Annotated in this window: 24 protein-coding genes and 5 pseudogenes; 10 read left to right on the plus strand and 19 right to left on the minus strand. The window is 68.8% G+C overall.

The genetic code is table 11. The features are described from left to right. The first annotated feature begins 51 nt into the window (after positions 1-51). Positions 52-243 carry a hypothetical protein gene (locus tag ACFYXB_RS42985; RefSeq protein WP_389590715.1) on the plus strand — a complete coding sequence of 64 codons (192 nt, stop codon included), beginning with the start codon at positions 52-54 and terminating at the stop codon, positions 241-243. A 696-nt stretch (positions 244-939) separates the two neighbouring features. Here the strand turns inward: ACFYXB_RS42985 and ACFYXB_RS42990 are convergent. The 4 genes from ACFYXB_RS42990 to ACFYXB_RS43005 all read right to left on the minus strand — a co-directional run bounded on the left by ACFYXB_RS42990 (position 940) and on the right by ACFYXB_RS43005 (position 3,410). Next, positions 940-1,086: a transposase gene (locus tag ACFYXB_RS42990; RefSeq protein WP_389590717.1), complete on the minus strand. Its 147-nt coding sequence runs from the start codon at positions 1,084-1,086 to the stop codon at positions 940-942. A gap of 73 nt (positions 1,087-1,159) precedes the next feature. Beyond that, positions 1,160-2,395: an IS701 family transposase gene (locus ACFYXB_RS42995; RefSeq protein WP_389590747.1), complete on the minus strand. Its 1,236-nt coding sequence runs from the start codon at positions 2,393-2,395 to the stop codon at positions 1,160-1,162. A gap of 160 nt (positions 2,396-2,555) precedes the next feature. Next, positions 2,556-2,993, minus strand: a complete 438-nt coding sequence (locus tag ACFYXB_RS43000) for a hypothetical protein (protein ID WP_389590719.1) — start codon at positions 2,991-2,993, stop codon at positions 2,556-2,558. A 156-nt stretch (positions 2,994-3,149) separates the two neighbouring features. Then, the gene (locus tag ACFYXB_RS43005) at positions 3,150-3,410 is read right to left on the minus strand and encodes a transposase family protein (protein WP_389590749.1); all 261 of its coding nucleotides are present in this window, start codon (positions 3,408-3,410) and stop codon (positions 3,150-3,152) included. A gap of 112 nt (positions 3,411-3,522) precedes the next feature. On the opposite strand from ACFYXB_RS43005, the gene ACFYXB_RS43010 reads away from it, so the two are divergent. Then, positions 3,523-4,341 carry a class I SAM-dependent methyltransferase gene (locus ACFYXB_RS43010; RefSeq protein ID WP_389590721.1) on the plus strand — a complete coding sequence of 273 codons (819 nt, stop codon included), beginning with the start codon at positions 3,523-3,525 and terminating at the stop codon, positions 4,339-4,341. A gap of 197 nt (positions 4,342-4,538) precedes the next feature. Further along, the gene (locus ACFYXB_RS43015; protein ID WP_389590723.1) at positions 4,539-4,823 is read left to right on the plus strand and encodes a hypothetical protein; all 285 of its coding nucleotides are present in this window, start codon (positions 4,539-4,541) and stop codon (positions 4,821-4,823) included. On the opposite strand, the gene ACFYXB_RS43020 is transcribed toward ACFYXB_RS43015, so the two are convergent. Next, the gene (locus tag ACFYXB_RS43020; RefSeq protein ID WP_389590725.1) at positions 4,820-5,299 is read right to left on the minus strand and encodes a winged helix-turn-helix transcriptional regulator; all 480 of its coding nucleotides are present in this window, start codon (positions 5,297-5,299) and stop codon (positions 4,820-4,822) included. The genes ACFYXB_RS43015 and ACFYXB_RS43020 overlap by 4 nt on opposite strands. 70 nt (positions 5,300-5,369) lie before the next feature. On the opposite strand from ACFYXB_RS43020, the gene ACFYXB_RS43025 reads away from it, so the two are divergent. From ACFYXB_RS43025 to ACFYXB_RS43035, 3 genes and pseudogenes are all read left to right on the plus strand, one after another. Beyond that, on the plus strand, positions 5,370-6,818 hold the full coding sequence (locus ACFYXB_RS43025; RefSeq protein WP_389590727.1) for an MFS transporter: 1,449 nt from the start codon (positions 5,370-5,372) through the stop codon (positions 6,816-6,818). Between the two features lie 234 nt (positions 6,819-7,052). Then, positions 7,053-7,148: pseudogene (locus ACFYXB_RS43030) on the plus strand (alpha/beta hydrolase); the annotation flags it as partial. Between the two features lie 121 nt (positions 7,149-7,269). Further along, a pseudogene (locus tag ACFYXB_RS43035) lies at positions 7,270-7,650 on the plus strand (alpha/beta fold hydrolase); the annotation flags it as partial. Here ACFYXB_RS43035 and ACFYXB_RS43040 read toward each other — a convergent pair. Next, complete coding sequence (locus ACFYXB_RS43040) at positions 7,532-8,071, minus strand: transposase (RefSeq protein WP_389590750.1); 540 nt, start codon at positions 8,069-8,071, stop codon at positions 7,532-7,534. The pseudogene ACFYXB_RS43035 and the gene ACFYXB_RS43040 overlap by 119 nt on opposite strands. A 485-nt stretch (positions 8,072-8,556) precedes the next feature. On the opposite strand from ACFYXB_RS43040, the gene ACFYXB_RS43045 reads away from it, so the two are divergent. Continuing rightward, a complete protein-coding gene (locus ACFYXB_RS43045) occupies positions 8,557-9,531 on the plus strand; it encodes a hypothetical protein (protein ID WP_389590729.1) in 975 nt (324 codons plus the stop codon). Between the two features lie 96 nt (positions 9,532-9,627). Here the strand turns inward: ACFYXB_RS43045 and ACFYXB_RS43050 are convergent, their stop codons facing one another. The 3 genes from ACFYXB_RS43050 to ACFYXB_RS43060 all read right to left on the minus strand — a co-directional run bounded on the left by ACFYXB_RS43050 (position 9,628) and on the right by ACFYXB_RS43060 (position 12,290). Further along, positions 9,628-10,449 carry a GNAT family N-acetyltransferase gene (locus tag ACFYXB_RS43050; protein WP_389590731.1) on the minus strand — a complete coding sequence of 274 codons (822 nt, stop codon included), beginning with the start codon at positions 10,447-10,449 and terminating at the stop codon, positions 9,628-9,630. 174 nt (positions 10,450-10,623) lie between these two features. Then, the gene (locus ACFYXB_RS43055; RefSeq protein WP_389590732.1) at positions 10,624-11,424 is read right to left on the minus strand and encodes an esterase/lipase family protein; all 801 of its coding nucleotides are present in this window, start codon (positions 11,422-11,424) and stop codon (positions 10,624-10,626) included. 191 nt (positions 11,425-11,615) lie between these two features. After that, on the minus strand, positions 11,616-12,290 hold the full coding sequence (locus ACFYXB_RS43060; RefSeq protein ID WP_389590734.1) for a CBS domain-containing protein: 675 nt from the start codon (positions 12,288-12,290) through the stop codon (positions 11,616-11,618). 131 nt (positions 12,291-12,421) lie between these two features. On the opposite strand from ACFYXB_RS43060, the gene ACFYXB_RS43065 reads away from it, so the two are divergent. After that, complete coding sequence (locus ACFYXB_RS43065; RefSeq protein ID WP_389590754.1) at positions 12,422-12,634, plus strand: hypothetical protein; 213 nt, start codon at positions 12,422-12,424, stop codon at positions 12,632-12,634. Positions 12,635-12,704: 70 nt separating this feature from the next. Here the strand turns inward: ACFYXB_RS43065 and ACFYXB_RS43070 are convergent. The 6 genes and pseudogenes from ACFYXB_RS43070 to ACFYXB_RS43095 form a co-directional block, all read right to left on the minus strand. Beyond that, positions 12,705-12,906, minus strand: a pseudogene (locus ACFYXB_RS43070) (Tn3 family transposase); the annotation flags it as partial. A gap of 156 nt (positions 12,907-13,062) precedes the next feature. Beyond that, positions 13,063-13,461: a hypothetical protein gene (locus ACFYXB_RS43075; protein WP_389590736.1), complete on the minus strand. Its 399-nt coding sequence runs from the start codon at positions 13,459-13,461 to the stop codon at positions 13,063-13,065. Positions 13,462-13,561: 100 nt separating this feature from the next. Further along, positions 13,562-13,753, minus strand: a pseudogene (locus ACFYXB_RS43080) (IS982 family transposase); the annotation flags it as partial. Beyond that, entirely contained in the window at positions 13,741-13,917 is a 177-nt protein-coding gene (locus ACFYXB_RS43085) for a hypothetical protein (protein WP_389590756.1), read from the minus strand. The pseudogene ACFYXB_RS43080 and the gene ACFYXB_RS43085, both read right to left, overlap by 13 nt. Before the next feature lie 49 nt (positions 13,918-13,966). Further along, positions 13,967-14,479, minus strand: coding sequence for a GNAT family N-acetyltransferase (locus ACFYXB_RS43090; RefSeq protein ID WP_389590737.1), 513 nt, complete (start codon positions 14,477-14,479; stop codon positions 13,967-13,969). A gap of 180 nt (positions 14,480-14,659) precedes the next feature. Beyond that, positions 14,660-15,574, minus strand: a complete 915-nt coding sequence (locus tag ACFYXB_RS43095) for an alpha/beta fold hydrolase (RefSeq protein WP_389590752.1) — start codon at positions 15,572-15,574, stop codon at positions 14,660-14,662. A gap of 852 nt (positions 15,575-16,426) precedes the next feature. Between ACFYXB_RS43095 and ACFYXB_RS43100 the strand changes: the two genes are divergently transcribed. Continuing rightward, complete coding sequence (locus ACFYXB_RS43100; RefSeq protein ID WP_389590738.1) at positions 16,427-16,771, plus strand: hypothetical protein; 345 nt, start codon at positions 16,427-16,429, stop codon at positions 16,769-16,771. A gap of 117 nt (positions 16,772-16,888) precedes the next feature. On the opposite strand, the gene ACFYXB_RS43105 is transcribed toward ACFYXB_RS43100, so the two are convergent. Further along, complete coding sequence (locus ACFYXB_RS43105; RefSeq protein WP_389590740.1) at positions 16,889-17,239, minus strand: helicase associated domain-containing protein; 351 nt, start codon at positions 17,237-17,239, stop codon at positions 16,889-16,891. Positions 17,240-17,362: 123 nt separating this feature from the next. Continuing rightward, on the minus strand, positions 17,363-18,283 hold the full coding sequence (locus tag ACFYXB_RS43110; protein WP_389590742.1) for a hypothetical protein: 921 nt from the start codon (positions 18,281-18,283) through the stop codon (positions 17,363-17,365). 47 nt (positions 18,284-18,330) lie between these two features. On the opposite strand from ACFYXB_RS43110, the pseudogene ACFYXB_RS43115 reads away from it, so the two are divergent. Then, a pseudogene (locus tag ACFYXB_RS43115) lies at positions 18,331-18,510 on the plus strand (helix-turn-helix domain-containing protein); the annotation flags it as partial. A gap of 1,027 nt (positions 18,511-19,537) precedes the next feature. On the opposite strand, the gene mca reads toward ACFYXB_RS43115, so the two are convergent. Both mca and ACFYXB_RS43125 read right to left on the minus strand, forming a co-directional pair. Further along, positions 19,538-20,419, minus strand: a complete 882-nt coding sequence (gene mca / locus ACFYXB_RS43120) for a mycothiol conjugate amidase Mca (protein ID WP_389590744.1) — start codon at positions 20,417-20,419, stop codon at positions 19,538-19,540. Positions 20,420-20,803: 384 nt separating this feature from the next. Further along, positions 20,804-21,442: MFS transporter (locus tag ACFYXB_RS43125; RefSeq protein WP_389590745.1), on the minus strand; the 639-nt coding region annotated here is incomplete at its 5' end.

The raw sequence follows: 21,442 nt of genomic DNA on the forward strand, positions 1-21,442 counted from the left end.
TCACGGACCCGCAGGTCAAGTGATCCACTCCCAGCCAGAGTGCGAGCCGGGATGCCCGCCCTGTCCTTTTGCCAACGGAGTCGTTCACGCCCGGGGTTCCTCACAAGGAACAAGCTGAAGTCCGCCAAGGACCTGCTGCAGGCCGCCTCCGGGCGCGGCGGCAAGGCGATCATGGTCTTCGTTCAACTGCCGGAAGAACCGACTACCGACATCACCGAGAACGACGGGCAACCCTCACGGTGACCACCATGCCGAGCCGACCCTCGTCACCTGGGCCAGCCCCCTCAAATTCGCAGCCAAAGTCGAGCACTCCAGGGACGAGTACGCCAAAGGCTTCTACCAACACGGCCCGCGCAAGGGGCAGCCGCTTTCGCGTACCGACTGCGGTTACCTGGCTCGGGTCGACGAGTTCCCCACCCTGGAGTACCTGGCGCGCGTTGAGTCGATCAACCAGCTCCCTACCTCCGCCCCGAAGGACAGGGCCAAGATCGTGAGACAAATACCGTGACCCGCGAATGAGACACGGAGAGAACATGCAGGTTGCCATCACGGAACAGGACATTCCAATTGCGGACCTACAAACGGGGTGGGCCAGGCCGACGCCGACGTCCGGCAGACAACTCGGGGGCACGGCAAGCTGCAACGAGCCGCCAATTTCCTTGTGGGTCATGCCGGGACGTCGGCGCCGAGCCTGGCAGCAGCCCAACCCGGGCCGCAGCTCGACTATCACAGTTGCCTTTTTCGTGGTCCCGCAACGGGGTTGTGGGCCCGGCACACCGTGGAGTCGACGCTGACGCTGATGTCCCAGGTGATCAGCTCTTTCGCGTCGGCCCGGGCCTGGAGCGCGGTGAAGATTCGCCGCCAGGTGCCGTCCCGCTGCCGCCGGCGGAACAGGTCGTACGCCCGGCCCCACGGCCCGTACTCGGCGGGCAGGTCCCGCTACGGGATGCCAGTGCGGACCCGGAACCGTATGCCGTCGATCAGCTGCCGCCTGGCCCACGTCGGCGGCCGTCCGGACTTCGCGCCCTTCGGCAACAGCGGTTCCAGCACTGCCCATTGCACGTCCGTCAGATCTCCACGTGCCACGAACCAAGATCATCCCACGTTCAAGATCCACTTTCGATACACACCCTAATACTCCGGCTGTAGATCGTGATCTTCATACTTCTGCGGCTTGCCGCTGGTAGTGACTGGCTTGGGATCGGGCCTGGTGTCGGCGTCGCCAGTCGGACCATCTGAGCCGGTGGACGGCATCGTGCGTGGGCCGGATGACGAGGGTGATGAACAGGCGCTGGATCTCGTTGCAGGTGAGCGGTATGAGGCATTGCGGTATCGGCTGGCGGTCGTGCTCGTCGGCTCGGACGACAGCGAGGAAGGCGTGGGCAAGCATGCCGAGGGTGACCCATCGGGACCAGGACATGTAGCGGCGGACCTGGTGCTCGTCGAGGGCGGCCAGGCTCTTGCCGGACTGGAAGAACTCCTCCACCCGCCACCTCGATCCAGCCACTCGTACCAGTTCGGTCAGCGGCACCGCTGTGGGCGAATAGCAACGGTAGTAGGCGAGTTCGCCGCTGCTGCGGTTCCGTCGGATCAGCAGCTGCCGACTCTCAGGCCGGGGGTCGGCGAGGTCGATGACAGCCCAGTCGTAATTGCGGTGGCCCTTCGCTCCGGCTCCGGCCGACAGCTTCTGCCAGCCACGCTTGGGTACCTTCTTGGCCAGGGCGTCGGCGCGGAACTTTCCGGCCGCGGTGGCGACTTCGTGTGAGCAGGCCACCGCGAGAACGTAGCCGGTGCCGCATTCCTCCAGTGCGGTGCGCAGTTTCGGGTTGCCGCCGTAGACCGCGTCGCCCGCCACCCACGCAGCGGGGTGGCCGGCGGCCAGGAAGCGGGCGACCATGCGCGCGGCCAGTTCGGGCTTGGTGGCGAAAGTGGTGTCTTCGCCGAGCCCGGCGGCACGACAGCGGTCGGGATCGGAGGTCCAGGAACGTGGGACGTACAACTCCCGGTCCACCGCGGCGTGCCCGCGTCGACCGGCGTAGACCAGGTAGACGGCAACCTGGGCATTCTCGATCCTGCCGGCGGTGCCGGTGTACTGGCGCTGGACGCCGACCGTGCCGGTGCCCTTCTTCACGTCGCCGGTCTCGTCGACCACCAGCACCGCGCGCTCGTCGTGTAGATGTTCCACCACATAGCCCCGCACGTCGTCACGGACCGCGTCGGCATCCCATTTGGCCCGGCTGAGCAGGTGGTGCATGGCGTCCGGAGTGGACTCCCCGACCCACTCGGCGATCGTCCAGCAGTTCTTGCGCGGGAGGTCCGATAGGAGTCCGAGCACCAACCGCTTGACTCGCCGCCGGGGTTCCACGCGCGCGAAACGACCCGCGATCCGGTTCATCAGGCCCTCGAATGCGTCCTGCCATCGGGCCGGGTCTACGCTGTGACCTGCGGCCACCGCTTGATCGTTCGTTGTCTTCACAAACCATGATGATCACCGGTGGCCGCAACCATCTCGTCCCCGGTTCGCATGGCGGGAGCGTGCGGCGACGGCCGGGATGCTAGGCCATCCAGCAGTACAGGCCGTGCCCCCGCACCTCGGCGGTGCGGGCCAGGTCCGCCAGATCACTCAGGAGTTCCCCCACCATCTCCGGGTCGAACGCCTCGCCATCGGCGGCCCGTTCCTGGATCCACAGCTCGCCGATCCCGGCAAGGCGATCTGCCGAAGCACCGGCCAGCGCCCCTTGAAGCGCAGCCGAGATGACGAACAGAAGTGGGCCGCCCTCTTCTCCCGGGTCAGCAATCGTATGCGGCTCGTCGGATGCGACGAGTGCCTCGAAGCTCTGCCCGGTGAGCAGGCTCTCCCACTCGATCACCGCCTCGGATGCATCGAAGTTGCCGCAGCTCAATGAGCCGAAGACTCCGTCCGGCCCGCTATCCACGATGCTTGCCGCCGAGGTGTCGTCAGGGGCGATGAAGTACTTGATGATGATGCTCACCCATGCATGTTGTCTGCTCAGACCGCCTCGGGACAGCCCCCGCACGAGCCCAGGGAACCCCACCGAAAGCCATCAAGATCACGATCTACAGCCGGAGTACTAAGAGGCATCACGTAATGCGAGGTGGGACGTGTCCCGCCTCGGCGTGTGTTCTGGCTATTGGATGTCGAGCTTGAGGTTGTGGAGTGCTGCAACGCAGGCGACGGCGTGGTCGATCGCATTGCCGCGTCGTCGGCATTGGCGGATGATCTGGTGGTCTTTGAGGCGTGCGATGGTGGGTTCTGCGACGGCGCGGTGTTTGCGGAAGCGTTGGTAGTTGCGGTCTTTGATGATGCGTCCGTCGGGCCCACGGCGTGGCGTGGGGATGCGGTCGCTGCCGCGGTAGCCGCCGTCGCCTGACAGGGTGGCGTCGTTCAGGGGATCTGCCCGGTTTCATCATGTGAGTCCGAGGGCGGCCGGTGGACGGGGGGCGTCTCGGCCGTGCTTGCGCAGGCCGGCGGCGATGCGGGATGCCTTGTAATGTTTGGCGGTGCGATACGACCCTTCGATCTACGATGGCGCGGCTGTCCACTACCGGTACGGGAGACCCGCCTACTCGCCCCAGCTTGAGGCTCTCCTCGCTGAGGAACTTGGCCTGGATGGCAGCGGAAGGCTCCTGGACGTTGGGTGTGGCCCCGGCATCCTCACCGTACGACTAGCTCACCTGTTTGAGGATGCTGTCGGCCTTGACCCCGACCTGGCGATGATCGCCGAGGGTCGCCGGGCCGCCCATGAGCGGGACATCGCGAACATCACCTGGATCCAAGCCCGGGCCGAGGACCTTCCTGCGGTGGCGCCCGGGCCGTACCGACTGGTCACGTTCGGCCAGTCGTTCCACTGGACGGACGAAGTTCGTGTGGCCGAGGCGGTGTACGACATGGTGGAGCCAGGCGGCGCTCTGGCCCTTGTGGTGCATACGGCCGAGGGGCGGGCCGTTCCGCCGCACCCCGGACCACCGCGGATTCCGCACGATGAGATCAGGCAGCTGGTGCAGAAGTATCTTGAATCAACGAGGCGAGCGGGCCAAGGCACCGTGCAGGTTCAAGCCCACAGCGTCAAGGGCGCCCTTGCCCGCACCCGGTTCGGCGCGCCACGGGTGATCTTCGCCCCCGGCATCCCTGACCTCGTACGGGATGCCGAGAGCGTATTGTCCGGTTACTTCTCCATGTCTTATTCCGCGCCGCACCTGTTCGGTGACCGTGTCGAAGATTTCGCCAGCGAGGTGCGAGAGCTGCTGAGGAAGCGATCTCCCGATGGCGTTTTCTGGGACTGGCCCGGTGATACCGAAGTGGTGCTCGCCCGAAAATGACCGAGAGCGGGCGGGGAACTCGCAGCCTTCCCGTCCCCTCCATGATCGGGGCGGGGAGAGTGTTGTTCAGGTGGTCTGTTCGACTTTGGTGACGTTTCAGGTGAGCACTGTGGAACTCGCGGATCGGGAGACGGAGGCGGGCACGGCCTTCGGGTGATCATGAGGTATCGAGCCCCTGATCACCGTTACGGAAGACTGTGCCTGCCCGTTCATCATCGCCCATCCCCTCCGGCCTGGGGCAGCTCACCGACGCCCGGCTCGCCGCCGCCAAGGAACATCCGTATCTGCTGGACTCCCTCGCCGCGGTGCCCGATCCGCGTCGCGCGAAGGGCCGTCGTCATTCCCTGGCCCACCAGCTCCGGGCCCTGGACGAGCGGATCAAGGGCAACGACCGGGAGATCCGCGAGACTTTCCGGGCCGACGACCGCGCCGGGATCACACGCCGGTTCCGGGGGGGGATCGACGACCACCGCACGGTCTAGGGGGCTTGCACCGGGCCGGACCGGTCCCAGCCGGGGATCAGCTCCTCCCGGTGGATGTCCTCGCCGTGGACCTGCTCGCCGCAGGTCTCGCAGACCGTGTGGGTGACGAGTTCGTGGTCCCGGTGACGGATCCGGCTGGGCGGCGCGGTGACAACCCAGCGGTCGCCCCAGCCGATGAGCTCGCGGGTGATGGCTCCCAGATCGCGCCCCGCCTCCGTCAGGTAGTAGCCGCTGTAGCGTGCATCGTCGGGCAGCGGGCGCCGTTCGAGGACGCCGCTCTCCACCAGTGCTTTCAGGCGCGCCGCCAGGCGGTCCGTGGGGGCGCCGGTGTTCCTGGCGATCTGCCGGAACCGGTGGTTGCCGAGCATGACCTCGCGGATCGCCGGCAGGGCCCATCGGTCGCCGACGATCTGCAGGGCGGCGGCGAGCGAGCAGGGGCGTCCGGCCATGTCCTGGGGATCGATGCGCGTGGTCACGGCCCCAGTATCACCCCGGCAGGGTTTGATTTCCAAATCACCCCCGTGCTTAGCTTGCGCTATGCCTACGATGCTTCGATTTTCAAAGCACCCTCGAACGGCCGCCGCAGTCGTCCTGGTGGCCGTCTTCATGACCAACCTGGATCTGTTGATCGTCAACGTGGCGCTTCCGGCCATGGGAGAGGACTTCTCCGGGGGCGGCAGGGGCGCGACCCTCGGTTCGCTGTCCTGGGTCCTCAACGCCTACACGATCACCTTCGCCGCGCTGCTGGTGGTGGCCGGCCGTGCCGGTGACCGCATAGGCCAGCGGCCGGTCTTCCTCACCGGGATCGCCGTCTTCACCCTCGCGTCGCTGGGCTGTGCCCTGGCCCCGAACCTGGGGACCCTCGTCGTGGCCCGGGTGGTGCAGGCCGTCGGGGCGTCCGCCCAGATTCCGACGTCCCTGGCCCTGCTGCTGGCGACGGTGCCGACCGAGCGCCGTACCCAGGCCACCCGGAGCTGGGCTGCGGTCGGCGGACTCGCCGCGGCCGCCGGGCCCGTCGCCGGCGGCCTCCTGACCGCGGTGGACTGGAGGTGGGTCTTCGCCGTCAACGTGCCCATCGGCATCGCAGCGCTCGTCGCCGGCCGATCGGTCCTGCCGAAGCCGGCCGCCCCGGAGGCCGGACCGCTGCCCGACCTCCTCGGCGCCCTGCTGGTCATCTTCTCGATCGCGGCGCTGTCCGGGGCGCTGGTGCAGGCACCCGACTGGGGCTGGGCGAGCGGCAGGACCGTACTGCTCCTGGCCGTTGCCGTGATCAGCGGCGCCGCGTTCGTCCTCAGGTCCCTGCGGCACCCCCGCCCGCTGTTCGAGCTGGACCTGATGCGGCTGCCGCGCTTCGGAGCGGCGAACGCGGGCAGCCTGGTGTTCGGCGTCGCCTTCGCGATCATGCTGCTGTCGAACGTGCTGTGGTGCCAGGAGGTCTGGCACTGGAGCGCGCTGCGCACCGGTCTCGCCCTGGTCCCCGGTCCGGCCCTCGTGCCGGTCGTCACCCTTGTGACCGCCCGCGCCGGGCAGCGCTTCGGGCACGGACCGCTGGTCGCCGCGGGCGGGTTGCTGTTCGCCGGCGGCATGGTCTGGTTCGCGTGCTTCGCGTCCGTCACGCCGGACTATCTGCGTGACCTGCTCCCCAACCAGCTATTGACCGGTGCGGGTGTCGGTCTGGCCCTGGGCACTCTGGTGGCGGCCGGTGTGCACGCCGTGCCGGGGCACCGCGCGGCGACCGGGTCGGCGCTGGTCAACTCCGTCCGCCAGATCTCGGCCACGGTCGGCGTCGCCGTCCTGGTCGCGGTGGTCGGCTCCCACGTCGGTGCCGCCTCACTTCACGACTTCCGGATCGTCTGGTGCGCAGCCGCCGTACTGGGCCTGGCGACGTCGGCGATCGGTGTGCACCTCAGCCGTGGCGGCGGCTCGGGCCAGACGGCGTCCGCCGCGTCGAAGGAGCCCGAGGCGGATGCGCAGTCTCTGGCGGACGCGTCCTGACCGACCACTTTCCCTTCGTTCGGCGGCAGTTGGGGCCGTGCCGGCGTTCGGACACGACGGGCGTCAGGAGGTCAGGACGATACGTCGGCCAGGCTCGACGGGGATCTTCCACGGCCGCCCGCTCGACCTGCGGCAACGGCGCGGGGAGCGGGTCCACACATTCGATACACGCCCGAGGAGAACGGCACTCCCATCGACATCCACTACGAGGACCACGACAGCGGGCAGCCCATCGTGTTGATCCACGGATACCCGTTGAATGGTCACTCCGGGGAGAAGCAAGAACGCGTCCCGTTGAACGAGGGTTTCCGGGCCATCACCTACGACCGCCGCGGGTTCGGCAACTCGAGCCGGCCGACGATCGGTTACGACTACGACACGTTCGCCGCCGGCCTCCGGCGCACTACTCGAACAACTCGCCCTGCCGGACGTGATCCTGTGCAGATTCTCCATGGGCACCAGAGAGGTGACCAGGTATCTGGGCACGTACGGATCGGGTCGGGTCAGCAAGGCGGTGCTCATGGGGGCCATCCCGCCGTTCCTGCTCAAGACGGACGACGACCCGGAGGGCGTCGACCGGTCCGTCTTCGAAGGCATCAAGGAAGCCGTGGTCAAGGACCGTCCCGCCTACTTCAAGGACTCCCTCGACAACTTCTACACCGTGGACACCTACCGCGGCACCCGGCTCAGCGACCAGGCCTGGAACAACAGTTTCAACGTCGCCGTGGCCTCCTCCGCCCACGCCGGCTACGCATGCGTGGACACCTGGCTGACCGACTTCCGCCGGGACCTTCCCAAGATCGACGTGCCGACCCTCCTGATCCACGGCGACGCCGACCGCATCCTGCCGTACGAGAGCACCGCCAGGCGATGGTGTCGTTCTTGCGGCCGCCGCCCCGCGACAGCTGCCGAGCTCGGGCGTTGGCGGAGGCATGGACGTCCACCACGGTCTCGCCGCGGGCCACGAGCCACTGGGCCAAGTGCCGCCCCAGGCCTGCGGCGCCTTCCACTGCCCATCGATGCTCAGGCCGCTTCCGGGACCAGGCCAGCAGTCTGCGGTAGTCGGCCAAGGTGGCCTCGATCCGGATCGTGGAGATCGGCCGGTTGGCCGTCGGGTCCACCGCCGTGGCGGTGTGCGTGGACTTGTGCGGGTCGACACCGAGCAAAATCATCGGGCGCGGCTCCTCAGGACGGCACGGCAGGAGATCCACAGTCGACACGCCGGCTTCCGGAACCAGCCAAGCCCGGGGCATGCCTCTGTTGAGTCAGACCGTGGACGGGCACCGGATGGGGAACACACTCCGGGAGAGCCATAGTTCGGCAAGCGGTTCACGAGTCACCCCAGCCGGAGCCCTACAGCACGCTACAGACGGCCGCTCCATCCACGTACTGGTCCTGCCATACAAGTCAGCGGTTCAGAGGCCGATCCGCTCGCAGCCCGCCGTCTCTCCGCGACGGCCGAACGCCGCCCCTCTGAATTCCTCGCGGAGTCATTCAGCGCAGGCATGAGCACGTCTGTCAGCCATGCACTGCTCCAAGAGAGGGACAGGACACGGCCTAGGTTCGCAGTTACGCCCACGCTCGGTGTGGAACCGAGAGTCGGGGATGGTCAGCCGCCCCCGGCGTGGCTGTTCTGGAAGATGCGGGGGTGGCCGATTCAGGGCACTGTAGTAAGGAGGGGACAGGGTCGGGGGGCGGCCCGATTCTTGCGAACATCGCACTAGCCTAAGGAAACGTGATGGCCGTAGCCACAGACATGCTCGTTCCGGCGTTGCGCGAGGTCCGTGGGGCCCAAGCCGCGCTCGCCGACCGTTTCAAAGCCCACCTCACCGTCACGCCCGACGGGGAGTACCGGGAGGTCCTGGAGCGCCGCGTCGGCGACGCCCGGGGTCATGTGTACCTCATCGACGAACGTCTGGAGACGTTGAAGCCCCGCGGGCTGGTCGAGACCGTCGCCGGGAACGCCTGGCATTTCACCTGGCGAGCGGCCCGGCTGCCCCTGGACGCGGCCATCGCCGTCCCAGGCGCCCTCATGCGGGGCCTGGGGACGGCGACCGAGCAGCAGTTGCTGAAGAACACCGAGGACGAGTACGCGGTCACCGCCTTCGCCGTGGCCATCTGCCGGGCCGCCGAGCGTATCGCCCAGGAGGCACACGACGCCGCCAGCACCGATCTGCTCAGCTCCATCCGCCGCGACGGCGAGGAGACACTGGAAGAGCTCGGCAGCAGCCTCGAGCAGCATGCCGAGGCAGCCGTGGTGGCCGCTGAGGGCTCGGGCGCCGGCGGCGCCTCCCTAGCCGTGCGCGACTGGAGCAGCTGGCTGCGGGAGTCGGCCGAGCGCATGCCCGGCGTGGACCGGCTCCAGGGCGCGCCAGAAGGAGCCCTCATTTCGGAGTACGAACTGCCGCTTCCCGACTACCGCAGGCTCAGCAGCAGGATGATCATCGACCGGCTCCCGCAGCTCTCCCAGACGGATCTCGCCATGGTCGGCGCCTACGAGCGGTCCCATGCGGCCCGGTCCGCGATCCTGAGCAGGATCGCGGACCTGCTCGGACCCGAACCCTGGCCCGGTTACGACGGCATGACTGCGGGCGAGATCGTCAAGCGGCTCGGTGACGCCGAAGAAAGCCTCACCCGGCGCGTGTTGGAGTACGAACGTCGCCATCAGGCACGCTCCACCATCCTCAGGGCCGCCGAACGGGTCCACGCCTGAACCGAATGAGGCCCCGCCCGACCGGAACCGGTCTGGCGGGGCCATCGGCACCCGCATCTCTCCGGCGTATCAGGGCTGCCACCAGGCCTACCGGGCTTACGCACCAGGCCGCTGGGTTTGGGGGCGCCGGTGCTGGTAGGTCCACAGCTGGTCGACGAAGGTGAAGCCGAACGAGCGGAAGAGCCCGGGGGCCGCCTGGCTTTCGGGTGTGGACTGCCCGGCGTCGTCCAGAACGAGGGCGACCTCGGTGGCGCCCCGTTCGGCGAGGAGTGCCAGAGCCTGATCGAGCAGCCTGCGGCCCAGGCCACAGCGGCGGCGGGTGGGCACGGTCTCGATCCAGTAGATGGTCGCGCCGCGTTCGGGTCCTACGCTGACCAAGGCTTCGGCAACCGGTTCGGCCGCCTCGCGCAAGATCAGGCGATGGCCTGACGGGAAGCCGCATGGGAAGACGTCGGCGACCAGCTTGGCCGGCGGGGGTTCGACATGGAGCCTGCGGTGCAGGTAGCAGCCCTGTCGGCGGCCGGTGAACCCGGTCTGCACCAGCGCGTCGTGCGTGGCGGCGCGACGGGTGCGGGGCAGGCCGCCCGGCCCCAGGGGCCCTGGCGGAGCACCCACGAATGCCTCGATCTGCGGACAGTGAGCGAGGGCCGCGTAGGCGTGGCTGATCAGGGCACGCAGAGCAGCGGGATCCTCGTACGCGTGGACCCAACAGATATCTCCGGCGTGCACATCGGCCCAGGACAAGTACGCGACGATCCCGCAAGGGCGGTCATCGGCATCGGCCAGAACGCTGATCCGCGGCCAGACCGGAACTGCCCAGCCGACCGGGGGGGCCAGACCACGCCGCGCCGCGGCCAGCCCCTCCGGGGTGCAGTGCGGCTGTCCGGGCAGCCGGTCGGCGTCAATCAGATCGCACACCCCTGGCTCGTCCTGCGCACGATACGGGCGCAGCGTCAACCCGCCCTCGGAGCTGGGTGAAAAGGCCATGCTGTCCGTCCGCACATGCGCTGACGTTTCTACCGGTCACCAACCAGAGTCCTCCGCTCCTGCCCAGCTGTCACGGGGGACCCCGGCCGTGCCGTGGGGGCGGCCCTACTGCGGGACGTCGTCGTCCGGGAGACCTGCGGCGGAAGCGGCCTGCTGGATCGCGGCCAGCAGCGAGCGCACCTGGTCGATGACCGGTTGGTGCAGGGGCAGGGTCAGATGGCCGACGCCGGGCACGAGCACGTTGCGGGCCTTGAGGTCGGGATGATCGATGCGGCCCTTGGCGGCCGGGATGACAGCCTCGTCCTGGTCGCTGTAGAAGGCCACGAACCGGGTGCTGCATCCCACGGCCGGCTCGGCGAGCTCGGCCAGCAGTTCGCTTCCCGGCCGTAGCTGGCGCAGAAGTGGATGCGGCGGGGCCAGCAGGGCCGTGGCGGTGCCGCCGTGCGGCGTCGCCAGCGTGACCACCAGCGGCACGTGCGCGTCTCCGCCGAGCCGCTGCACGTAGTAGCGGGCGATCAGCCCGCCCAGGCTGTACCCGATCACGACCACGGTCCGCCCGGCGCTGCGGGCAGACGCCCATTCCACCTGCTCGCCCAGAACCCGGGCCACCGCGCGGACGTCCGGGCCGAACGCGGGATAGCCCACCGAGATGAAGGGCCCCACGCCGAGGCCGCCCAGCCCCCGCTGAAGCGGCGGGACGACCGATTCCCCGTCGGCCAGCCCGTGCACCAGCAGCACCGGGATCCCCCCGTCCGCCGACGACGGTTCGTCACGGCCTGTCCCCTGCCACGACCGGGCGCGGCCAAAACGACCGGCAAGCTGCCCGACGCCCTCCGCGGCCAGGTCGAGCGGGAACCGCACCAGCCGCACGGCAGCCCTGCTCGCCTCGACACCCGCGCCGCGCACCGGTGGCAACCCTGGCACCGACAGATGCGGTCCGAAAGGAACGCCCGTAGCCGTTCACCTCCCGCGCGTATCTTCCCGCTCCCCCAAACGAAACATGGGACGCTTCAGGTCGATTCCCTCATCATCCACCTATTTCATCATCCACCTATTTCCGGTATTTCACCTCGGATGCCCGCTTCGCCTGCATCTGGTCAGTCCCGGGGCTGTCGGGGCGGGCCGGGGCGGATTCCGTGGCGGCCGCGGCTGCCAGGAGGCTGGAACGGCGGCCTGGATCGCGGGGGAGCCGACGGAGCTCGGGGCTGCCGGCGAGCCCGGTCGATGTCGCGCCCGGGGATGATCCCGCGCAGCCGGCCGTCCTCCATGACCGGGATGGACGGCACGCCGCCGGCGCCCAGGCGCTCCAGGACGAAGTTCAGCAGCTCGTCCGGTGCGGCGAGCGTGCACCGGGGCAGCAGGGTCGCGACGTCCCGTGCACACAGCGACGCCTGCCGCGCGGACGGCACGGCGGCCAGGCTGTGCAGCCGTACGGCACCGCTCGGGCAGCCGTCGAAGTCCAGCAACGGCAGCACCGAGTGCCTCGCCTCGGCGGCCACCTCGGACAGGAAGCGGTCCATCGTCAGCCAGTCGGGACCGGTGACCACCGGACTGGTCATCGCCTGCCCCACCCGCACGCCGCACAGGGCCGTGACCAGCTCTGCCCATCGCCGTTCGGTCGCGGCGGCGCCCGCCACGAACAGGCCGATGGCCATCAGCCACAGTCCGCCCGTGATCCCTCTCATGAACGCCAGCCAGCCCAGAGCACCGAGCGCCATGACGAGGACCTGTCCGCTGCACCCGGCCGCCCCCGGGGCTGCGACTCGCGACACCTTCGATCCTTACGGCCCCCTTGACGGACAACCAACCACCCTATTCGGTAGCTTTGTGCCTCAGATGTACCCCTCCGTCCCGGTGGCCTGAACGAGCCCGGCCGGGACGGCGTGCCGCGGAAGGAACGCGTGTGCTGCCCATCGGATCGCTGGGGAACCTGCTGAGCGCCATCGGCGAGCAGGCCACCCGCAGCCTGCTCGCCATCGCCGCGCACGGTGGCGCGGGCCGCGCCCAGCGCAATGCCGCAGAGGCCGACGCCGCGGCCCACGAGGAGCGACGCGAGCGTGATGCAGTGTCCACCTGGCTGGCCGAGCGTGACCTCCACGGAACACCGCGCCCCTGACGCCGCAACCGGGCGTGTCCTCGGTCCGGCCGTCGGCGCCGTGGTCCCCGGCGAACTCCTCAACTTGCTGCGGACGCCGACGGTCGCCGTCCTCATCCTTGATCTCATGGCCCTCGGCGCGGAGCTGGGCGACCGCGGCGTCGATGTAGCGCGTCGTCCACAGAGAACCACCGCGTTCAAAGCGAGACCCAACGATCCAACCTGATCCTCTCCATCCCGTCCCGGTAGGCCTGGTGGATGGTGCCCTTCTTGCCGTGGCAGATGTCGCGCGCAGCAGTAACGCTCACTCATGGTCGCCGGAACTCGCTTGGGTTCGGTCAAGCGGTAGAAGGTCTGAACCCCAGGTGGATTGCGGGACGGTCGCCCAGCCACGCAAGAGCCTGTTGCCATTCCCCTTGCCGTGCACCGACACCGGGTGGTCCCGGCCCTTACCGGGTGGTCCCGGCCCTTGATGGTGAGGTCCCGGTGATCTCGAGAGACTGCGAGGTGCCCGTGATACGGGTGGAACGGAAGGTGATCATGGGGTGTTCTGCGGTGTGCAGCAGGGACTTGTCGCCCAACGTCCGTTTGATCTCGACCCGGTCGACGTCGGTGAGTGGCTTCAGCCCGCCCACTTCCTCCCGGACCTCCAACGAGCCCGTTTTGGCGGTCACACTCACCAACGACTTGTCCGGGTCGCCGACGACCACCACCGCTTCCCCGGACCGTCGGGGGGCCTCGATGGTGAGGTAGTGCCCTGCCCTGCGGCCCAGTACGGCGCGGCCGGTCTTGATCAGAAGGCGAGCAGTCGACGGCCCGAGCCGGTACGTTCCGTCTGTCAGCGTCACAGCGCCGAGGGTACGGGCGGATGAGGGCCTAGCATCGAGGCAGCCCGTCAGCGTGTCTCCGTCCCTGCGCCGTGTCCCTAGACGAGTAGATCCGAAGTGCTCAGTGGTCGAATGCGATGAGCGACCGGGTGACTGGTGCGCCGGTCTTGTTGTTGTGCCAGATCCCGGCTGCCATCGCCAGGACGCGCTGGGCGACGCGGATGGCGACGCCCTCAATGGTCCGGCCGCCGTGTTGTTCCAGGTTGAGTTGGCCCTTGAGGGTGTCGTTGACCGACTCGATCAACTGGCGGACCTTCGCGCCTCGGAATGGCGGCCGAGCAGCGCCTGGGCCACCGCCAGGCAGACAAGTTCGGAGTCGCTGAGCTGGGGCGGTCGTCCCATCCACCGCGTACCTGCGATCTCGTCGTCGATCTTCACATAGAGTGCGGTCAAGAGGGTCTCAAGGTCTGCCGTCACACACGGATCGTTGAGGCCCTCGCCGCCTTGGTGGAGCCGAACGTGAGACTTACTCCAGCTCCTCCGCCAACAGGTCCATCAGCAGCCCGTCGTGCCAGCTGCCGTCCGGGCCGCGCTCGTACTGCCGCATGATGCCCACCGGGCGGAAGCCGACCTTGCGGTAGCACCGGATGGCGGCGGCATTGTCGGCGGCCGGGTCGATCACCAGTCGGCGGTATCCGTGATCATCGATCAGATGGCGCGCCAGGGCGCGGACGGCGTCAGCGCCAAGGCCGCGCCCGTGCACCGCCGGGTCGAGATAGATGTCGATGTTGGCATGTCGGTAGTCCGGCTCGTCCTCGGCGCCCCACTGGATAGCGCCGACCACCCTGCCGCCGTGCTCGACCGCGAAGGTCCGGACCCCGGGATCTTCGAGGTCCTCGGCCACCGCGGCCGTCAGGTCGTCGCCGCCCCGCCAGCGCGCGTACACCTCAGGCGTGGTCCGGATCGCGGCCAGAGCCGGGATATCGCCCACCGTCGACGGGCGAAGCGTCACCAGGGCTCCGCGCAGGACCGTCCGCATGCCACTGATCATCCCCGACTTCGGATCCACTCGACTAGTCCGTGGGCCGAGATGACGATGGCGTCCCGCGTGATGGTGTAGCCGATCATTCGCCCGTGGCGTCCGGTGTGTTGGGAGTCCGCGAATCCCCTGGAGCGAACCAACCGAGCCCCGTCCAGCGCCCCATGCCCCTTCTCCGCGTCAGCATCCCTCGGAGCGTAGCCGCTCTCGCCATTCTTCCGCGCTCTGGCTGACCGGCTCGGTCGTCGCGATGAAGTTTTCCAGTACGGCCAGGAAGCGTTGCGGATCAGTGTGGAACGGGAAGTGCCCCGAGTCCTGGAAGATCTCCAGGCGGCTGCCGGGCATCGCCGCGTGCGCCACCTTGGCGTGCAGGGCGGGGACCACCTGGTCGCGCGAGCCCCAAACCAGCAGGGTCGGCATGCCGGCGGTGAGGTAGCAGCGGTCGAGCATGCTCACCACCTGACCGCGCCAGTCGACCACCGCGCGCAGCGTGCGGATGAAAGCATCGCGGGAGGCCGCGTCGGGCAGCGCGTCCACCACTCGCAACAGATCCGGGGCGTCCACGCCGAGCCCGGTATGGAGCAGCTGCAACAGCCGGATCACCACGGCGGTCTGCGTCCGCACCGTCGGAAGCCGCAACGTGGCCAGAGCCAGTTGGGCTCCGGGCAGCGAAGCCAGGCGCAACGCCGGAGTGACACCGCGGCCCACCCCGCCGGTACTCACCAGTGCCAGCCGCTCGGTCCGGTCCGGGAACTGGTATGCGAACTGCATGGCCACACCACCGCCGAGGGAGTGCCCAACAAGCGTCACCCTGTCGATGTCCAGCACTGACAGCAGGTCCCGCATCCCGTTGGCGTACGCGGGCACCGAGTAGTCGCCGCGCGGCTTGTCGGAGGAACCGTGGCCCAGCAGGTCCGGGGCGATAACCGTGTGGTGCCGGGCCAGCTCGGGGATCAGCTCGCCCCAGGTGTCGGACGAGTCACCAATGCCATGGATCAGCAGTACGGCCGGACCCTTGCCCGCCATGCGGAAGGCCCAACGGTGCCCGTGCACGACCCGGTACTGCCGTGGGACGGGCTTGTGGATCGCGGGCAGCCGCGTGGACTTGCCACGCTGCTGGGGGATGCTTGCCACAGCGGCTCCTCTCCAGGGCAAACAGCCCCTCGGCGCCCGTTAACGTGCTCGTAACGCATACGCACTGGTGGAATCTAAATCGACAAGTCGATTTATCGGAGTTGACTACGTCACACCACGCGCCAGCGAGGGCCACACCGAAGATGCCCGAAGCGCCGAGGCGACCTGGGGCTTTGCATAGCCGGCAGGCCGGCCGCACCCCCTCTGACGTGAGATACGCCACGGCACCAACGTCCAAAGCCGCAGGGCGTTTTGTCACGTTAGCGATGGACATGAGGTGATCTTGGCTTGGGAGGCGTCGGAAGGGGGCAGTCGTGTCGACGGCCCCACCGGCGTACAAGGGTCACCGGTGCAGGGTGATGCCGCAGCAAAGCCGGATGCACCGGGACGCTGTCGCGGCGCCCCCTTTGTCGGCGCGAGCCGCGGGACCTGCCGGGCGAGCACGGCAAGGCGGGCTCGCCGCCCGTACTTGCCGAGCAGCGCCCTTCGAGCCGCAAGCCCCGGCCCGCCCGGCGGGCGGACCCGTCGACCCTACGGCCCGGGCCACCGTGATCCCTTCGGCCCCCCGCCAGGACAAGGCTGGCCAACTCACTGTCCGGCACGGACGGGTCGGGGAAGGTGCCGGTCGGGTGTGCCTTTCCCCGGGGGTCGGTTCAAAGGGCCGCTCTCGACCCCGAGCCCGTTGACATTGCCACCTCCAAGGAATATGACAAAAGACATAAAGAGCGCAAAAGGATTCATTTATCAGGATCTTGAGGGCTCCAGGCGACCGATACCGGTACTCCAACTGCGAACCGCGGAGGAGGTGAACACGTGAACGACACCGAACAGGAATCCCAGGAACCTGAGGTTGCCCCCAGCGAAGGCGAACAGCCTGTAGCCGAGGCGGCGGAGACCGCAGAGGCCACGGAGGCGGAAGAAGCCCCCACGGCCGGCGAGACCTCGGAAGCCGAGGCGCCCCCGGCCGAAGGCGAACAGCCTGTAGCCGAGGCGGCCGAGACCGCAGAGGCCACGGAGGCGGAAGAAGCCCCCACGGCCGGCGAGACCTCGGAAGCCGAGGCGCCCCCGGCCGAAGGCGAACAGCCCACGGCCGAAGCGGGGACGGAGGAAGCGGAGGCAACGACGGCCGAGGGCGAGGAGTCGTCCGAGGCTGAGTGAGGACAGGCGAGCCCTGGCAAGGCAATCACGATTCACGGGCATCGACGGACGGTGCCCCTTCCGTGCGGCCGGAGGACAATGCGCCAGTTGCGGCATTCTCCTTCGGCCGCCTTGGCATTAACGTTCTACGAGCACCACGTGCTCGCCCGACCAGAGGGTCGATGTCCTCCAGTTGCTCACGGCGGTCCCCGACAGGGTGCCGGCGGATGACGGCACGGGCAGTCCTTCGGCGTGCCTCTGCTCGATCTCGGCAGCCTTCCGCGCGGCGGCCCGGGCGCTCTTCAGCCACATCCCCACCCTCGCCCCCTGGTAGGTGGCGTCCAGCGGTGCGAGGAGGTGGCCGTGTTCTTTGGCCCATCCTTGGGCTGCGGTGAGGCCTTCTTCCCAGGCGGTGTCGTGGTGGGACCAGATCATGCCGAGCTTGTCGAGTTCCGCGGCCCGGTTGGGGCGCGGTGCGGGTTGTGTCACCGGATCGAGGAGCCGATGCCGATGCCTCCGTCGACGTCGAGCACCACGCCCGTGATGTAGCGGGCGCCCGGGGAGCCGGGGATACGCCGCGCTGATGCGAGACACTGCCGCCCTTCCCAGCAATCAGCGCATCGGCCCGGTACTCCCTGCACCCTGACTGATGCTGGAGGCGGGGGAGCGTCGAGTTCCTTCGACGCTCCCCCGCCCGGACAGCAGCAGGGCACGGAATGAGGTGTTGGATGCAGGTGGGACCATACGCGTTCGGCGTCGGCGACGGTGCCCACCCGGAGGTCGTCCGGGCTGTGGCAAAGGCCGCCGAAGCTTACGGCTTCGCGACCGTTCCTGATCAGTACGCAGGAGTGAGTCCTGGACCCACATCCTGGTACTGCGCGCATCCCGAACGGTTGTGGATGTGCTGGTCGCCCGCGTTCTTTCGGGTGTCCCTGTCCGGGCGCGTGCATCGGGTGCACGGTCCGTGACGGGGCGGCGGGTTTCCTCACGCCTTCGGGTGCCCGGTCCGGCCTGGACGGTCCGATGCCCCGCACGATCGCTCTGGTCGTGCGGGGGCGGTGCCGTCCGTCGCCGGATCGGGTGCCCGAGGGCGCGTCGCCCGATCGCGATGCAGGCTGCATCGTGCCGGGAAACCTTGCGAGTCTGGCTGGTCAGTGGCTGCTGCCAGTGCTGGGCGCCCCACCGGGAGGTGTACGCCGGATCGACCGCGACGACCGCGATGTCCTGCTCGGCGGCCATCGCCGTCAGCCGCGCCTTCAGCCGGGCGGTGGGGAAGCGGGAGATGAGCCGGCGGAAGCGCTTGTTGCGGCCGTGCTTCTCGCGGGACGTGCCGGCGGTGAAGTCGAGGTCCTCGATGGCGATCGCCGCCGCGCCGGTGGCACGGGTGTGGTGCAGCAGCCGGGTCAGGGCGTGCCGGATCTGCGCATCCCGGTGCGCGGTGGTGCCGGACAGGTCGTAGAAGAAGCGGCGGGGTTCGCCGACCGGGTTGCCGTGCACATCCAACTGCCAGGCGGCGAGGTGGTCGTCGTTCATGTCCTGAGTTCTAGTGGTCGTTGCAACACCTCAGCTCAGAGGTGGCAATGGACTTCGAGATTCGTGGTGGCCGGAGGCCTCAGGGGAACAGACCGCTGGTCCGAGAACGGGAGACATACTTCCGACTTGTGGATCAAGGAATGAGTTTTGCCGAGGCTGCCAGGGCCGTCGGCATCAGCGTCCGAACCGGCGAGCGGTGGCGAAACGGACGAGGCGCATCGGGTCGGTAGCGGCCGTGCGGGGTGTTGGCCAGGTGGGCGAGGGCGGCCGGGAGCCTGACCGAGAGCTGTCCGGTGCCGGTGACGCGGATGGTCTCGTTCCCGAAGCGTTTGCCGGACTCCCCGTCCGCCGTCAGGAACATCCGCGCCGCCTCCCACCGCCGGCGCCAGCCGTGCGCGTCCAGCCCGGCCTGGTCGAGGTGGTGGCGCAGGCGGACGAGTGGTTTGCCGCCGCGCACCACGTGCACCCGGCCCGCCGCCCAGTCCGCCTCCAGCCGTCCCAGCCGGTCCCGCAGGGCGTGCAGGCGGCGGGATTTGGCATGCCACTGCGCCCGCGACCCATACCCCCGCGGCAACCCCGCCCGCTTGTCCGCCTTCGCGCCCAGCGGACGCGCCAGCCGCGCCTCCATCCGTACGATCTGCCCGCGCAGCCAGGCCAGCTGCGCCGCCTGACCGCGCCGGGCCAGCGCCCACTGATCATGCGTGGCCTTCGTGACACTGCCCGCCCACCGCGCCGACGACGAGCCGGTCAGCTCCCGCTTCCGCACCGCCCACAACCCGGCATCATGCTCCAGCCCCTGCCCGCACCTCCGTGCGAGGTCACCGGCGGCCAGCCCACCCAGGAACGCCCCGACCTCCCGCAGCACCGCCGCGTCCGTGTCCGACACCCGCAACCGGGCCCTGACCGCCACCCCCGCCGGGCCGGGCACCACGAACGGATCCGCCAACTCCCGCAGCACGCCCACAGCACCCGCCCCCGATCCCCACCCCGGCCATCCGCCACCACCCACAACGAACCGACCACGAGAAAGGTCACGCGTTCGGAGCACAAACTCCCATTCGCCCTACGGGGATCCCCGCCCGCACAGAGGACCCCAACAGTGACACTCACTCGTGCTCGCCAGAACTCGCTTGGGCTCGGTCACACGGCAGCAGTTCCGAACCCCCTCGACCGCGCCAACCACAGCCACCTATCCCGGCTCCAACTCCGCCTCACTGCGTGACAGTTGGAATTAGCCACCAAGAGCGGACACGGTCAGACGGTGATGTCGGCGGTGACGCCGGCGAACAGGTCGTCCTCAGGGAGCGAGGTGTCGACCAGCGAGCGGGCCAGCTCGTACTCCTCGGTCGGCCAGACCTCGCGCTGGACGTCGAGCGGCACCCGGAACCACGGGCCGTCCGGGTCGATCTGGGTGGCGTGGGCGATCAGCGCCCGGTCGCGCACCTCGAACCAGTCGGCGCACTGCACCCGGGTGGTGAAGTCGCGCTCCTTGCGGCCCTCCTCCTCCCAGCCGGCGATCCACTCGCCGTAGGGGGACTCGTGGCCGTGCTCCACCAGGTAGGCGTGGAGGGCTCGGATCCGGGCCATCGACAAGCCGTGGTTGTAGTACACCTTCAGCGGCTGCCAGGGCTCACCGGACTCCGGGTAGGCGTCGGGGTCCCCTGCCGCATCGAAGGCGGCCATCGTGATCGTGTGGGTCATGATGTGGTCGGGGTGCGGGTAGCCGCCGGTCTCGTCGTACGTGGTGATCACGTGCGGACGGAACTCGCGGATGAGCCGCACCAGCGGCTCCGCGGCCTTCTCCCCCAGCTCCAGGGCGAAGCAGCCCTCGGGCAGCGGGGGCAGCGGGTCGCCCTCCGGCAGGCCGGAGTCGACAAAGCCCAGCCATGCCTGCTTGACGCCGAGGATCTTCCGCGCGGCGTCCATCTCCTTGCGCCGGACCTCGTGGATGTTGGCCTCGATCTCCGGGTCGCCCTGGAGCTTGGGGTTGAGGATGGAACCGCGCTCTCCCCCGGTGCAGGTGGCCACCAGGACGTCCACGCCCTGGGCGACGTACTTCGCCATGCTGGCCGCGCCCTTGCTGGACTCGTCGTCCGGGTGGGCGTGGACCGCCATCAGCCGCAACTGCTCTGTCAACGCATGTTCCTTCCGCATTGCCCCGCTGCTGGGCGGGAGTCCTTAGCCGTGGTCCTCCGCACCGAACAGAGGACCACTCAGCGGCCTGCCATGCCTTTCATGGCGGTGATGTTGTGTGCGTATCGGTGCACCGTCGCCGTGGCGGTCAACTCGAGTTCTTCGTCGAGCATCTGGGCCCACGTCATGGTGTCCACGGCCGACGCCCGGACGCCGCGGGCTGTTCAGAAGGCCGTTCAGCCTCCACATGCCGTTGGCGTCGCACCGGGCCACGGTGAAGGTGACGTCCGAGTGACTGCCGGTGCCCAGAAATGTCCGCGACAGCACCTTCCGGTCGCGCGCCGCGCTACCGCTGCTGAAGCTGGTCGCGTTGGCGACCCCGGTGCCTCAGTGGGCAACCACCGGCACCGCCACCTCGTCCTCGACGCCCTCGCTGCCCGCGTGGCCGGCGTTGACCAGGGCCAGGACGATCAGCGTGGCGATCACCAGCATGCCGACGGCGAACCAGATGGCGTTGGCGTAGCCGTGCACCACACCCTGCAGCTGGACCAGCTGCTGCTGCGGCTTCGTCGCGGCGCCGGCGATGTGGTCCTTGATGTACGAGGTCGTCGCGGAGGCGGCGATCGTGTTCAGCAGGGCCGTGCCGATCGCGCCGCCCACCTGCTGCGAGGTGTTGACCATCGCGGAGGCGACACCGGCGTCCCGGGGCTCGATGCCCAGGGTGGGCAGGGACATGGCGGGCGTGAACGTCGTACCCATGCCGAGACCGAGCAGCACCAGCGCCTGCAGGACGGTCGAGGCGTACGACGAGCTGACCTCCAGCTGCACCAGCAGAAACATGCCGGCCGCGGCCACCAGGAAGCCGGGGCCCATCAGGAACCGGGCCGGGACGCGGGTCACCAGACGCGTGCCGATCTGGGTCGAGCCGACCATCATGCCCGCGACCATCGGCAGGAAGGCGAAGCCGGTCTGGATCGGCGAGAAGCCCTTGACGACCTGGAGGTAGTAGGTGAGGAACAGGAAGGT

Origin of the sequence: Streptomyces sp. NPDC002619 (assembly GCF_042889305.1) — a bacterium.
Lineage (GTDB): Bacteria > Actinomycetota > Actinomycetes > Streptomycetales > Streptomycetaceae > Streptomyces.

Excerpts from the sequence above, each read along its gene's own strand:
- ACFYXB_RS42985 (WP_389590715.1), top strand. The coding sequence starts at position 52 with ATGCCCGCCCTGTCCTTTTGCCAACGGAGTCGTTCACGCCCGGGGTTC.
- ACFYXB_RS43090 (WP_389590737.1), bottom strand. The coding sequence starts at position 14,479 with ATGCGGACGGTCCTGCGCGGAGCCCTGGTGACGCTTCGCCCGTCGACG.
- ACFYXB_RS42995 (WP_389590747.1), bottom strand. The coding sequence starts at position 2,395 with ATGAACCGGATCGCGGGTCGTTTCGCGCGCGTGGAACCCCGGCGGCGA.
- ACFYXB_RS43045 (WP_389590729.1), top strand. The coding sequence starts at position 8,557 with ATGGCCGTAGCCACAGACATGCTCGTTCCGGCGTTGCGCGAGGTCCGT.
- ACFYXB_RS43040 (WP_389590750.1), bottom strand. The coding sequence starts at position 8,071 with ATGCCCCGGGCTTGGCTGGTTCCGGAAGCCGGCGTGTCGACTGTGGAT.
- ACFYXB_RS43110 (WP_389590742.1), bottom strand. The coding sequence starts at position 18,283 with ATGAACGACGACCACCTCGCCGCCTGGCAGTTGGATGTGCACGGCAAC.
- ACFYXB_RS43025 (WP_389590727.1), top strand. The coding sequence starts at position 5,370 with ATGCTTCGATTTTCAAAGCACCCTCGAACGGCCGCCGCAGTCGTCCTG.